The organism is Peptostreptococcus stomatis DSM 17678 (genome assembly GCF_000147675.1).
Taxonomy (GTDB): Bacteria; Bacillota; Clostridia; order Peptostreptococcales; family Peptostreptococcaceae; genus Peptostreptococcus; species Peptostreptococcus stomatis.
In genome coordinates this window covers 74580-88171 of sequence record NZ_ADGQ01000004.1, presented here as the reverse complement: position 1 = coordinate 88171, position 13592 = coordinate 74580, and the positions used below count along the sequence as shown (strand labels likewise).

The following is a 13592-nucleotide window of genomic DNA, read 5'->3' as shown; positions in this document are numbered from 1 at the left end:
GTAATTTCACTTACACACTCCCATTTTTCTCTTGTTTTACTTTTTCAAGTATATAGACATCCTATAATTTAAAAGAACTCTTTAGTGGTACTATTCTATTAAATACCAACTTATCATCACTTGAATACTTAGAATCTACACAGTAGAATCCATTTCTAATAAACTGGAACTTATCATTCTTCTGAGCACCTTCAACTGCTGTTTTTTCAACAAATCCCTGCTTGATTTCCAGTGAACATGGGTTTATCTGGTCTAAGAAGTGCTTGCCTTCATTAGCTGGATCATCATCTAAAATCAATGGTTCAAATAACCTAAACTCAGCTGGATAAGAATTGTTTGCGTCAACCCAATGAATCGTGGCCTTAACCTTTCTGCCTACAAAACCAGATCCACTCTTTGTGTCCGGATCATATGTACAGTGGATTTCTGTCACGTTTCCATCAGCATCCTTTATCACATCATTACATTTGATAAAGTAACCACCCTTTAACCTGACTTCATTTCCTGGGAATAATCTGAAGTACTTTTTAACAGGTACTTCCATAAAGTCATCCCTTTCGACATACAGCTCTCTAGAGAAGCTCACTAGCCTCTTACCCATTTCTTCATTTTTAGCATTATTCTCTATTTCAATCAACTCTGATTCACCTTCTGGATAGTTAGTTATAACAACCTTAAGTGGGTTTAAAACTGCCATTGCCAAAGGTGCCTTAGGTTGCAAGTCTTCCCTTAAGAAGTAGTCTAACATCCTGCTATCAACTGTTGAATCTGCCTTTGATATACCTATTTCTCTACAGAAGTTCCTGATGGCCTCTGGTGTATACCCCCTTCTTCTTAGACCAGAGATAGTTGGTATTCTAGGATCATCCCAGCCATCTGCAACACCATCATCAACCAACTGCTTTAACTTACGCTTTGACATAACAGTGTTAGTAAGGTTAAGTCTAGCAAATTCTATCTGTCTTGGAACAGCCTCCATCTCACATTCCCTTACTACCCAATCATAAAATGGTCTCTGATCTTCAAATTCTAGGGTACAAATTGAATGTGTAATATGCTCTATGGCATCCTCTAGTGGATGGGCGTATGCATACATTGGATATACACACCACCTATCACCAGTATTATGGTGGGCATTATGAGATATCCTATATATTACAGGGTCTCTTAAATTGATATTAGGTGAAGCCATATCGATTTTAGCCCTTAAGACCTTTTCTCCGTCCTTAAATTCACCAGCAGTCATCCTGTTGAATAGGTCCAGATTTTCCTCAACAGGTCTGTTCCTATATGGACTTTCCTTACCAGGTTCAGTTAACGTTCCCCTGTATTCCCTAATCTGGTCTGCAGTCAAGTCATCAACATAGGCTAAACCCTTATTGATTAAGAGCACTGCCCTCTTGTGCATTTCCTCAAAATAGTCCGACGCGAAATGTAGTTCGTCCCAATCAAAACCTAACCATTTTACATCTTCTTTTATAGACTCAACATACTCAACATCTTCCTTAACAGGATTAGTATCATCAAACCTTAGGTTTACCCTGCCCTTAAATTCATTTGCCAAGCCAAAGTTTAGGCATATACTCTTGGCATGACCTATATGTAGGTAACCATTAGGTTCAGGTGGAAACCTAGTAATAATACTCTTGTGCTTACCACTTTCCAAATCGTCTATAACTATATTTCTTATAAAGTTCGAATTTTCTCTTTCAAACGACATATTGTACCCCCCGCTTCTATTTTTAAATGTCTATAACTATATTCTATAGTATAATGGTAAAAAAATAAAGTTACTTTCTAATAAGTCTAATATGATTTTAAATTTTTATCGTAAAATTTCAGCAAAGATGTCTGCATTTCTGATATCTTTTTGATATCATCCTGGTCAAATTGGCCATCTTGGCCTAGTTCGAGACCCGCCTTAATCGTAGTTAATATCCTTAGCATAGACTCCTTATTCCGACCTACATTTTCCTTAACTTTTTTTATTTCTGTCTTATACTTATTATCATCCTTATCATTTTTAGATATATCCTCTGCCTCTTTATCTATGGCAGCCTTTATCTTATCTGTATCAAGCTTCTTTATTTCATCAATCTTAGAATCTACCTCTCCTATAAGAGACTTGATATCATTAGGATCCACCTTATTGGAACCATCTTTTATATCTACAAGATATTGGTTGACATACTTACTATACCATGTATATTCTGAATCAACTATATTTTTCCTGTAGGCATCATACTCTAATGCATTTTCCCTTAAGGAAGAATCCTTCATTCTGTTGTCCGTTGTTACCTGAGACTGGCAACCAGCCAAGAAAACACTAACTAACAAGGTCATAGCCATTATTTTAATCTTCATAGTATCCCCCTTTTCACCTGATTTAAATTTTAGATTCACCAATCCTATTTAACCAATTCTCCATTTAGGGAGAAGGATTTGGGATCTGTTATCTTTACCTGAACCAACTTTCCAATCATGGACTTGTCTCCACCAGTAAAGTTTACAGTCTTATTATGTCTTGATTTACCAGTCAGAACAGCCTCATTTTTCTTGCTTGCTCCTTCCACAAGTACCTCCAAGGTCTTGCCTAGGTAGTTGGCATTTTTTTCCCCCGAAATCCTGTTAACAACCTCAAGGACCCTTTCAAACCTTTGATGTTTTACATCATCTGGCACCTGGTCTAACATTTTTGCCGCTGGTGTCCCCCTCCTCTTTGAATATATGAAGGTAAAGGCTGAATCATACCTTACCTGCTCGCATATATCTATAGTATCATCTACATCCTGGTCTGTTTCACCTGGGAAGCCTATCATTATGTCCGTTGAAAATGCCAGGTTCGGTATCTCCCTCTTGGCCTTTTCTATTATTTTCAAATAGTCTTCCTTAGTATAGTGTCTATTCATTTTCTTCAAAAGACTAGTACTGCCTGCCTGGAATGGCAAGTGCAGGAATTCACAGACCTTATCACAATCTCTCATAGCATAAATTACATCATCTGATATATCTTTTGGGTGAGATGTCATAAACCTAATCCTCTCTAGACCATCGATTTTATTTACCTCTCTTAGGAGTTGGGCAAAGCTGATTTTTTGGTCATCCTCCAGAGTCTTTCCATATGAGTTTACATTCTGTCCCAAAAGGGTTACTTCTTTTGTTCCATCTTTTACCAGGGATCTTATTTCATCTATTATATCACCTGGCTTCCTACTTCTTTCCCTCCCCCTGGTATATGGTACTATACAGTAGGTACAGAAGTTATTACACCCATACATAATATTTACAAATGCCTTAATTTCAAATTTCCTGTTGCTCTTAAGACCTTCTACAACCTCTCCATCAACATCCCATACATCGACAATTATCTTATCTCTGTTAAATGTTGATTCTAGAAGTTCAGGAAACTTGTATAGGTTATGGGTACCGAAAATCAGGTCAACATGTCTATACTTTTTCTTTATTTCTTCTACTACATGTGGTTGTTGCATCATACATCCGCAGACTACTATCTTCATGTCGGGTCTCTTTTTCTTTATACTCTTGAGATGGCCTAGGTTTCCATACACCTTTAATTCAGCATTTTCCCTTACCGCACAAGTATTGTATATAACCAGGTCTGCCTGGTCCTCTGACAGGGCTTGTACATAACCCATTGCTTCAAGCATGTTAATTAACATTTCAGAGTCATGCTCATTCATCTGACACCCAAAGGTAGTACAAAAGTACGATTTTCTGTATCCAGTCCTATTGAAAAGCCCCTCATTCATTCTATGAATTGCCTCTATGTATTTTTCTTGTTCTTCTATTTTATCTATAGATAAGTCTATTTGTTTTCTTTTTGACACCTTACTTCTCCTTACTATAAAAGCACTATTTTCTTGTACTTCAATTTATATTATCACTCTATTTTATCATATTTTCATAAATAACTGAATTTAATTTATCATAATTTACAGCAAAATAGTAACAAGTGGACACACAAAATATAATTACTTTTAGTTATTAAAAATCTAAAAGCTATTGTTTTTGGTTGTATAATATTTAGCGTTGGGAGAGAATTATTTCTCTCATCAACGCTAAATATTATACAACCATAAAAACCCTTAAAAAGCTTGGAAAGTATGTGCTAAACTCATTAAAATATGACTATACGAATGCTATGGTGGAGGGTAAAAATAACAAGATAAAGGTAATTAAAAGAGTATCCTACGGATATAGGAGTTTTAGGAATTTTAAGGCAAGAATAATGCTTATGGAAAGGTATAAAATACAAAAGGGCAACATCCATAGCTATAAGTTTGCTATGGATGCTGCCGCATAATTTAATAGATTTTATTGATTTAAATTATCACCAACGTTATTTGACATAGAGCCTTTTAATAAGGCCTATAGCCTTAATGTTTTTAATAAAAGTGAATCTATTCATCCCCTTAGTAACTAGTATACTAGAAGAAGTAAAATTAATATAAAATACTTCCTACTTGTAGTATCTTTCAACTGCATATATATGAGCCGCATTCACGTACCTAGCTCTCTCATCTTCAGGTAACTTCTCAAGTTCTCTTCTGAATACAGCATCAAATGATTCGTTGTTGCTTTTTAATAGCGACATATTCATCATAGCATTTGGTGAAAGAACCTTGAGTTTCTTATCGATTATCTTCATAGTCCTTAATGTTATTTCAACTCTCTCTAAACCGCTTTCCTTCAAATACTCATCATATGCTTCAACAATTAAACGATAGTCTGGACAAGTATGCTTCAAGCACTCAAATTCATCCTTATCAAGTATTTTACAAGTGAAAGGAATGTTATCCCAAGTATGGTAAATATCGGAAACATATACTTTTTTCTCCAATAATATCTTTATAATCCTCTTTATATTTTCGGCATCATAGAACTTATTAGTACTATTGTTGATACTCTTAATCTTATCAGCCATTTCATTGATCTTAATTATATGATCAAATTCATTGGCTAGATCAGTCTTTACCCACTCTTCATCAAAACCTAATGCCTTGACTGTTGTTAAAAAGGCTCTTTTGTATATTTTTGGATTTTCAAACGCTTCCCTTCTAATTATAGACATTACAAAATCTTTTAAATCCTTCTCGTCTCTTATGCTTAAGTTTAACCTATTCATTTAAGTTACCCATCCCTTCTCAAAAAAATAAATTATTATTTATTGCTTTCTTTGATATTATTCTAACATAGTTCTACTATAAAAGCAACGTTTTTACAGAAAAAGTCCCGAAAAAATACAATTTTAAGAATTTTTCACTAATTGAAATTATATATAATAAAAATAAGAAAAATGCTTGACATTACTATATAAAAGTTATATGATATTTACAAATAGAAAATCCTATGAGGGGAAATAGTAGGTTAGTTAACTATTGATAGAGAGTCGGTGATGGTGGAATACCGATATTAGCAACTGATTGAATGGGTCTCTGAGGAGTGAATCGAAATCTTTTCGAGAGTAGACTTCACCGTGGGCTGCACGATATAGCGGATAGGGAATCATGTGTTCCTGAATAGAGATGTACGAGTCTATTCTCGTATAAATTAGGTGGCAACGCGGATTATACTTCGCCCTATATATAGGGTGGAGTTTTTTTATTGGATTTTTTATATCAAGAATTTATGTATTTTATGGAGGTATAAAAATGAGAAACTCAAAAACAAAAACTATGATTTTAAACGCAATTCTATTAGGTATTGGCTTTATTGCCCATCAAATTTTTCCAGCTATAGCTGGAGGTATCACACCTGACCTTACCTTGGTTATGCTATTTTGTATTATGATAATCAACAGGAATGATTACAAGTCATGTTTAGTAGCTGGTATAATATCAGGTATCTTCTCTGCCCTAGCTACAAAGTTCCCTTCTGGCCAGGTACCTAACATGGTAGACAAGTTAGTAACTGTAAATGTAATGTTTATTTTAATGAAGGCAATGTATGCTCTTCCACTATTAAACAAGCTAAAAGAAAAGAAGGACCAGGTAATTATATTTGTTATGACTCTTGTAGGTACATTTGTAAGTGGACTTGTATTCTTAGTAACAGCAGCTGCAATGGTTGGACTACCAGCTAGTCTAATGAGCCTTCTTGTGGCAGTTGTACTACCTTCAATAGTTTTGAATGTAGTTGCATCAATGGTATTGTTCAATATTATCAAGCTAGCCTTAAAAAGATCTAGTTACCAAATTGGCTAGTAAGAAAAACTTCTAGTTTTTAATATATGTTATTTCTTAGCACTAAAATAGCCAGGTATTCCACAAGTAAAAGGATACCTGGCTATTTTAATATATTATTCCCATACAAAATAAAATATCTATTATAAATAAAATAACAATATTGACAATCGTTATCATTAATTGTATAATCAAGCTGGAGATTTTCTCAAATTTATATTGGAGGTATTATTAGAAAATGTCAAAAACTCGTAAAAATAACATATCATTGTTTTTAGCCACGGCAATCACTTTTACAAGTCTAACTATAGGAGATATCAATGCTAATGAATCTGCATCAGGCTTGTCATTAGAGAGAATTTATGGCAAAGACAGGTATGAAACATCAATGAATATTATAGGAAAGCTAAGTCCATCCAAAGTATATTTGGCAAATGGAAAGTCTTTCTCTGATGCCCTATCTGTTGGGCCAGTTGCTGGAAAAGAAAATGCAGCAGTTCTCCTTACTGATGGTAAAAACCTTGATGTCAACAAACTTAAATCCAAATCCGTAACTGAAATCACTATTGTGGGTGGTGAAAATTCTATATCAAAAGATCTTGAGAATAGGTTAAAAAAAGACTTCAAGGTATCAAGGATAAGTGGTACAAACCGCTATGAGACATCATTAAAGCTCGTAGAAAAGATGGGTGTAAAAAACATTGCGGTAGCAAGTGGAAAAGATTTTCCTGATGCACTAAGCGCAGGCGCTGTCCTATCTATAAAAGGTATGCCACTACTTTTAGTTGATGGGCATTCAATAGATAGAATTAATCAAGACTATAATGTTGTTTATACTTTTGGAGGTCCCGAATCAGTCAAAAAAACTTTTGGAAAAAGAATTTATGGCAAGGACAGGTACGAAACCTCATCAAAAATAGCAAGAGAACTTGGTAATTACAATAGTGTTGTTTTAACATCCGGAAAGATCTTTGCTGATGCTTTATCATCCTCTTCTCTAGCCAAAAAACTTTCTGCACCAATAATTTTAAGTAATGGTTTATCTATTCCAGACGAAATATTAAATAAGAGAGATATAAAAAAAATAATTTTAGTAGGCGGAGATAATAGTCTTTCAAAAGATTTTGAAAAGTCATTACTAAATAAATTTAAAATATATGATAGTTCTGATAAAAATACCAACTCTTCTGGCTCTTCTAGTAGAACAAATCATGGCTTGCAGGATGATTTAGATAATTCCAAGGAAGTAAATATCAAAGATGAAAACCTTAAAAAAGCAGTAATTAGGCAGCTTAAACACCAAAAAATATATAAGGATAATCAAAAGATAACAGAAAAAAGAATGGCTGCCTTGAATGGTCTTGATTGTCATCTTAACTTTACTCAAGGAAGAAATGGTGGAATAAAATCTTTAGAGGGCTTAGAATATGCCCATAATATCAAGAGTCTTGACCTTGCTGGTAATGAAGTAGTAGATTTAAGTCCACTAAAGGCATGCAAAAACCTTGAGGTTCTTGATCTTGGTGACCAATATTTATACGAAAATAATCAGTACTTAACTGATATCAGTCCCCTTGGAGGCCTACCTAACTTAAAGAAATTGATATTAAAAAATAATAAGATCGTAGATGTGACTGCAATTTCTAAATTAACAAATCTGGAAGAATTAGACCTATACGGCAACAGGGGAATAAAATCAATAGATGGTTTTGAGAAGTTAACCAAATTAAGAAAATTGCTATTAAATAGGACTATGGGCATTACAGATATTGAACCCCTAAAAGAATGCATGGATTTAGAAGAATTATCTATCCAATACAACAAGGTTTCTTCTATAGAAGCTTTAAAAAAACATGAAAAACTCCTTTCCCTAGATATTTCTGGAAATAAGAATATAAGTGACTTATCCCCTCTCTTTAATTCAAACAAGCTAGTAAGACTTCTTGCAAATGGTAATAAAATTACAAGTCTTGAAGGTTTAAGAAATATGATTGACCTTAAGGAACTTCATGTTTCAGAAAACAAGATAAGTGATTTGAGCCCACTTGAAAAATTGCTAAATCTTGATGATTTAGACATAGGGAATAACCCAGACATAGAATCAATAGAAGTATTAAAAAATTTAACCAATATTAGCGAGCTTAAGATGAATAATGCTAAAAAAGTCAAAGATTTTACTCCTATATCTAGTCTTAAAAATCTTGATGAATTAAACATTACAAGATGTGGTTTGACTGATATATCCTTCTTAGAAGGACTTAATAATATTACAGAGATGAATTTACAACAAAATGAAATAACTGATATAAATCCCCTGGTTAATATGGGAAATCTAAGAGAAATAAAACTGGGATATAATAAGATTTTTGATGCTTCACCTGTAAGCAAACTAAGAAGTAAGTTCAAGGTAGCTATAGAAATGGGTTCACAAGAATCAGAAGTTGATGCAAATAATCACCTTATAAAAAATCCTATTTTAGATCAAAGTGGCAATAAACTTGATATTAACGAAAAAGATAATATCAAAAATAGTGCTGATATGATAGAAATACTAAATTTTAATGAATTAAACAATGGACAGAAAATTAAGGTAAGATGGGGAAAGGATGCAGAATTTTTTGGTTCTTTAACCATCAATATTAAAAAATAAATAATTACGACCACCCCTTCATGAACTTAACCTCAATTAGTCAGATTTTTAATCTTACTTTTTGTGGACAGTATCAAGGGGTGGTCTATTTTTTGTATACTATTATCAAATCCAGCTCTTCAAAATTTTTCTTACAAATCTATACCCTCAAAATTTCTTATTGATTTTTTGTATGATAAGAAGCCAGATAGGATGAATACCACTACACCTATTGCTAATATAACAAACTGTCCTAGACTTACATTAGAAGAATCATTCAAACTACCTAAACCAGGAATATGATGTAGGCTTTCTCCTATAATAATTATAATAAAACTAGCTACACAAAATAATAAAAAAGGTTTGCCGATTTTGTAAGTAGTCTTAAAAAATCCTGCAATAAAAATTGTGTTGAATGCTGCAAATACCATCATTATATAGCCTAGATAGGCTGGATTTGCGTTCATCAATTGGTTAGTAACATAAGGACCTGCAGTCCCTAAAAGTTTCATTCTAATAATGGTCAACAAGACACATAGGACAAAAGAAATAATTTCAATCAAGAAAACAAATTGATATTTGGCAGTAACTATATCCTGTTTCTTAACCGGCAACATAACAGTGTATGTGATGTCATCGTACTCCCTAATCTGTTGATAAGTATAGAAAATACCAAGGCAGATAAAAAAGGAACCGACAAGTATAGGGTATCTTGGAATCATTGTCATAATTGAAAAGCTAATAAACCAATAACTCAAAGGATTGGCTGTAAGTTTCATTTCCTTATAGAGTAATTTATTCATCACAGAATCACCTCTTCTCTTTCTATATGCACCATAATATCTTCAAGACTTGGTGCACCTCCTATTTCTTTAGTGTAATGGCCAATAAAATCTTCCTTCTTACTTGATTGAAGTATTTCTCCATTTTTAATATAGGTAATAGTGTCTGCACATTTCTCTAAATCGCTAGTAATGTGGGTGGAAAATAAAATTGCTACACCTTTATCAGCAAGTTTCCTAAAAATTTCATTCATTTCATCTCTGGATACCGGGTCAAGTCCACTTGTAGGCTCATCCAAAATTAAAAGTTTTGCATGATGGGAAAGGGCTAAAGTAAGGTAGAATTTTACCTTCATCCCTTCAGATAGTTCTGTGATCTTCTTATTCTCATCAAGCTTAAAGGCTGTAAGGTAATGACTATAGGCATCATCATCCCAATTGTCATAGAAAATACGAGTAATGGCCACTATATCCTTTAACTTTTTCCTCTTATAATAAGAGATTCCACCTACTGCATAACCTATCTGCTGTTTAATTACATCCTCATTATCCAGGTAATCCATTCCAAGAATACGAACACTACCTGCATCGGGATGAACAAGATTTAGTATAGACTTAAGGGTTGTAGTCTTACCAGCACCATTTCTTCCTATGAATCCCATAACTTCACCAGCTTTTATACGGAAGCTGGTAGGTTTTAATTCAAAAGTAGGGTAGACTTTCACAAGATTTTTTATTTCTAGAATATATTCCATATTATTCCTCCTCTTTATCTTCAAAAGCTATTTCCATCAAATGTGCAAATGCACCCTTTGGTGGTATTGCTATACCTCGTTTTTCGTCTCCAAGAAGCAGGAGTGTATCACCAGGTTTTATATTAAATACATCCCTTGCCTTTTTGGGTATTACAATCTGACCTTTTTCACCGACTGTAGCTGTCCATGCGTATTTACCTTTTGGTGTTTTCACAATAATCTCCTCCTTTTTAAAAAAAGTATGATTTGTATGATTTATATAACTTATTATATATTATTATTTCAGAAAAAGCAAATAATAATTCATCTTGATAATTGAAATAAAAAAGGCAACATCCATAATTTCAATTTCTTATGGATGTTGCCATCTAATTAAAAATAATTGATTGATTTAAATTATCCACAACCTTATTTGACATAGGCCAAAATTTTCTATACAAAAGTGAATGGATCTATATTCCTCTCACTAATAAGCACCTCTATATCTCCTGATATAGAATTTATATAGTTATACACTGACTCAGAAAAGATATGTTCTGTTCCATAGTGGCCAAAGTCCAGCAAGGCCATGTCTATATCAAGGGCATCCATAGCCTGGTGGTACTTAAGGTCTCCTGTAATCAGAATATCACAACCCTTTGACTTGGCTAATTGGAAAAATTCTGACCCATTACCTGTCACTACAGCTATTTTATTTATCAAGAGGTCTTTTGGTCCAACATACCTGGCATGGTCAATATTCAACTTGTCCTTCAAACTACTTATCAAATCTCCTATCTCTATAGGTTTTTCTAAGTCTGCAAGCCTTCCTAAACCATATTCCTTACCATCATTATAAGAATCCAAACTAGACTCAACATCTAAAACCTGCCTATCTTTAATACCTAATAGGTCAAAAAAGTAGTCGTTAAGTCCATCCTCTGCCATGTCATAAGATGTGTGCATACAGTAGGCACTTATATTATTCCTAATCATCTTATAGATTAAGCCACCCTTGATAGTATCGGTCCTTATCTGGTTAACTTTTGACATCAAAAAAGGATGGTGGGATATTACTAGGTCCACCCCTTTTTCTATGGCCTCGTCAATAGTCCTATTCGTTATCTCTAGTGTTAACATTATTTTATTTATGTCCTGGTCCAAGTCGCCAAGGTTCAGGCTTGAGTTATCCCAGCTGTATTGAAGCTCTTCTGGATATTTTAATCTTATCCTATCAAGTAATTCTCTTAGTTTCATATTTTACCTCCCTAATCCCTTATATATTTCATTTAGTTTATTCAATTTATCTTCAACAACCCTTTTTCTGTCCAATAAAGACTTATTTTCTGCTTGATCTACCAAAGACATGTCTAATTTATCCAAAATTGACTTATTCTCTCTTATCTTCTTTTCTAAGAGGTCCACAAGAAGTGGGTCTTTTTTTCTATAAGCCTTTTTGGTATCTCATAGTATATGGGATCAATATCTTCCGTCTCCCCTCCATACACAACTTCCATAATCTCATAAAGCCTAAAATCTTCTCTAACAAGGTATTCTTCTCTTATTGAAAAGCCTCTCGTGTTCAAATATTCTCTTAGGTCTTCTTGGGCCTGCATTGGCTGAAGTATCATCTTGTCCAATTTTTTACATAGTTCTAACTTCTTCTCTATTAAGTCTGATATCAATATGCCACCCATACCGGCTATTATTATTTGGTCAACCTCATTGTCTCCTAGGACCTCTAGTCCACTGCCCAGTCTCAGGTCTGTCTTTATATCAAGCCCCTGTCTCTGAATCTCTTTCCTAGCATTTTCCAAGGGACCCTTGTTGATATCACTCAGTATGGCAAATTCAATTTTTCCTGACTTCAAAAGTTCAATTGGTATATAACCATGGTCAGTACCTATATCAGCCAACCTAACTCCCCTATCTACTAAGTCCACTATCTTTTCCAACCTAGCACTTAATTTCATCTCATCTACCCCACTAGTCAAAATATAAAATAGGGACACAGGAAACTTGGCTACTAAAGCCAATCCTGCATCCCTGTAAATTTAATACAAATATTAATTCCTAAAATCCAACCTAGTCTAAGAAGTCTCTAAGTTTTTTAGACCTACTAGGATGTCTTAACTTCCTCAAGGCCTTGGCCTCAATTTGTCTAATCCTCTCTCTGGTTACATCAAACTCTTTGCCTACTTCCTCAAGGGTTCTTGCCCTTCCATCTTCTAGTCCAAACCTCAACTTAAGAACATTTTGTTCCCTATCATTCAGGGTGTTTAAAACATCTTCAATCTGTTCTTTTAACAAAGAATATGCCGCTGCTTCTGCTGGTGCTGGAGCATCTTCATCTGGAATAAAGTCACCCAAGTGGCTATCTTCCTCTTCTCCTATAGGTGTTTCCAGTGAAACTGGGTCCTGGGCTATCTTCATTATCTCCCTAACCTTTTCTTCAGTCATATTCATTTCCTTGGCTATTTCATCTGGCTTAGGGTCCCTACCTAATTCCTGTAAAAGCTGTCTGGATACCCTTATCAACTTGTTGATAGTTTCAACCATATGAACAGGAATTCTGATTGTTCTTGCCTGGTCAGCTATGGCCCTAGTTATGGCCTGCCTGATCCACCAAGTTGCATAAGTTGAAAACTTATATCCCTTCTTATAGTCAAACTTCTCAACTGCCTTTATAAGGCCCAAGTTACCCTCCTGAATAAGGTCAAGGAAGAGCATGCCCCTCCCAACATACCTCTTGGCAATACTAACTACCAGCCTAAGGTTAGCCTCAACTAACTTTTGCTTGGCAAACTCATCGCCTTCAGCCATTCTCTTGGCATATTCTACCTCTTCATGTGGCTTTAATAGAGGTATCTTACCTATTTCCTTTAGGTACATCCTGACAGGGTCATCTATACTAATGCCCTTTGGAACAGCTATTTCGACAGGATCACTAGACTCAGCAACAATTTCTTCCTTGTCTTCCTCTTCATCTATAGCCTGTATATCAAGGTCATCCGGCTTACTTAAGTCAATATCAGCCTTAACCTCCTTGTCATCAACAACTTCAATTCCCAGATTTCCAAGTGTCTCATATAAATTTTCAGCGACACCCTTATCCATATCATTATCCTGAAAGGCTTCCATAATATCGATTAGTGTTACAGTGCCATCTTTTTTACCCTTTTCAAAAAGTTTTTTCTGAGCCTCTTTATTAATCATTAACTCATTCTTTTTTTCTGTCATAACT

General features: G+C 34.4%; 12 protein-coding genes, 1 pseudogene and 1 other annotated feature. Of the genes and pseudogenes, 3 read left to right on the top strand and 10 right to left on the bottom strand.

The window, feature by feature from the left end; genetic code table 11:
* Nucleotides 1-61: 61 nt before the first annotated feature.
* The 3 genes from HMPREF0634_RS01005 to miaB form a co-directional block, all read right to left on the bottom strand.
* Nucleotides 62-1720, bottom strand: coding sequence for a glutamine--tRNA ligase/YqeY domain fusion protein (locus HMPREF0634_RS01005; protein ID WP_007788075.1), 1659 nt, complete (start codon nucleotides 1718-1720; stop codon nucleotides 62-64).
* Nucleotides 1721-1806: 86 nt separating this feature from the next.
* A complete protein-coding gene (locus HMPREF0634_RS01000; RefSeq protein WP_040565576.1) occupies nucleotides 1807-2364 on the bottom strand; it encodes a hypothetical protein in 558 nt (185 codons plus the stop codon).
* A 44-nt stretch (nucleotides 2365-2408) separates the two neighbouring features.
* A complete protein-coding gene (miaB, locus tag HMPREF0634_RS00995; protein ID WP_007788095.1) occupies nucleotides 2409-3848 on the bottom strand; it encodes a tRNA (N6-isopentenyl adenosine(37)-C2)-methylthiotransferase MiaB in 1440 nt (479 codons plus the stop codon).
* Nucleotides 3849-4093: 245 nt separating this feature from the next.
* Between miaB and HMPREF0634_RS00990 the strand changes: the two are divergent.
* Nucleotides 4094-4324: pseudogene (locus tag HMPREF0634_RS00990) on the top strand (transposase); the annotation flags it as partial.
* Nucleotides 4325-4480: 156 nt separating this feature from the next.
* Here HMPREF0634_RS00990 and HMPREF0634_RS00985 read toward each other — a convergent pair.
* A complete protein-coding gene (locus HMPREF0634_RS00985; RefSeq protein ID WP_123795772.1) occupies nucleotides 4481-5092 on the bottom strand; it encodes a hypothetical protein in 612 nt (203 codons plus the stop codon).
* Nucleotides 5093-5361: 269 nt separating this feature from the next.
* Nucleotides 5362-5606 (top strand) — a binding site (T-box leader).
* A gap of 66 nt (nucleotides 5607-5672) precedes the next feature.
* Between HMPREF0634_RS00985 and HMPREF0634_RS00980 the strand changes: the two genes are divergently transcribed.
* Nucleotides 5673-6224 (top strand): tryptophan transporter, encoded by a 552-nt coding sequence (locus HMPREF0634_RS00980; protein WP_007788112.1) that lies wholly within the window; start codon nucleotides 5673-5675, stop codon nucleotides 6222-6224.
* A 217-nt stretch (nucleotides 6225-6441) separates the two neighbouring features.
* A complete protein-coding gene (locus tag HMPREF0634_RS00975; RefSeq protein WP_007788079.1) occupies nucleotides 6442-8853 on the top strand; it encodes a cell wall-binding repeat-containing protein in 2412 nt (803 codons plus the stop codon).
* A gap of 131 nt (nucleotides 8854-8984) precedes the next feature.
* Here HMPREF0634_RS00975 and HMPREF0634_RS00970 read toward each other — a convergent pair whose 3' ends face one another.
* The 6 genes from HMPREF0634_RS00970 to rpoD form a co-directional block, all read right to left on the bottom strand.
* The gene (locus HMPREF0634_RS00970) at nucleotides 8985-9635 is read right to left on the bottom strand and encodes an ABC-2 transporter permease (protein WP_007788124.1); all 651 of its coding nucleotides are present in this window, start codon (nucleotides 9633-9635) and stop codon (nucleotides 8985-8987) included.
* On the bottom strand, nucleotides 9635-10369 hold the full coding sequence (locus HMPREF0634_RS00965) for an ABC transporter ATP-binding protein (RefSeq protein WP_007788159.1): 735 nt from the start codon (nucleotides 10367-10369) through the stop codon (nucleotides 9635-9637). Before HMPREF0634_RS00965 ends, HMPREF0634_RS00970 begins: the two co-directional genes overlap by 1 nt.
* Before the next feature lies 1 nt (nucleotide 10370).
* Nucleotides 10371-10583, bottom strand: coding sequence for an AbrB/MazE/SpoVT family DNA-binding domain-containing protein (locus HMPREF0634_RS00960; protein WP_007788092.1), 213 nt, complete (start codon nucleotides 10581-10583; stop codon nucleotides 10371-10373).
* A gap of 218 nt (nucleotides 10584-10801) precedes the next feature.
* Entirely contained in the window at nucleotides 10802-11605 is an 804-nt protein-coding gene (locus HMPREF0634_RS00955; RefSeq protein WP_007788097.1) for a Nif3-like dinuclear metal center hexameric protein, read from the bottom strand.
* Between the two features lie 155 nt (nucleotides 11606-11760).
* On the bottom strand, nucleotides 11761-12384 hold the full coding sequence (locus tag HMPREF0634_RS00950; RefSeq protein WP_007788116.1) for a tRNA (adenine(22)-N(1))-methyltransferase: 624 nt from the start codon (nucleotides 12382-12384) through the stop codon (nucleotides 11761-11763).
* 49 nt (nucleotides 12385-12433) lie between these two features.
* Nucleotides 12434-13588 carry an RNA polymerase sigma factor RpoD gene (rpoD, locus tag HMPREF0634_RS00945; RefSeq protein ID WP_007788157.1) on the bottom strand — a complete coding sequence of 385 codons (1155 nt, stop codon included), beginning with the start codon at nucleotides 13586-13588 and terminating at the stop codon, nucleotides 12434-12436.
* Between the last annotated feature and the right edge of the window lie 4 nt (nucleotides 13589-13592).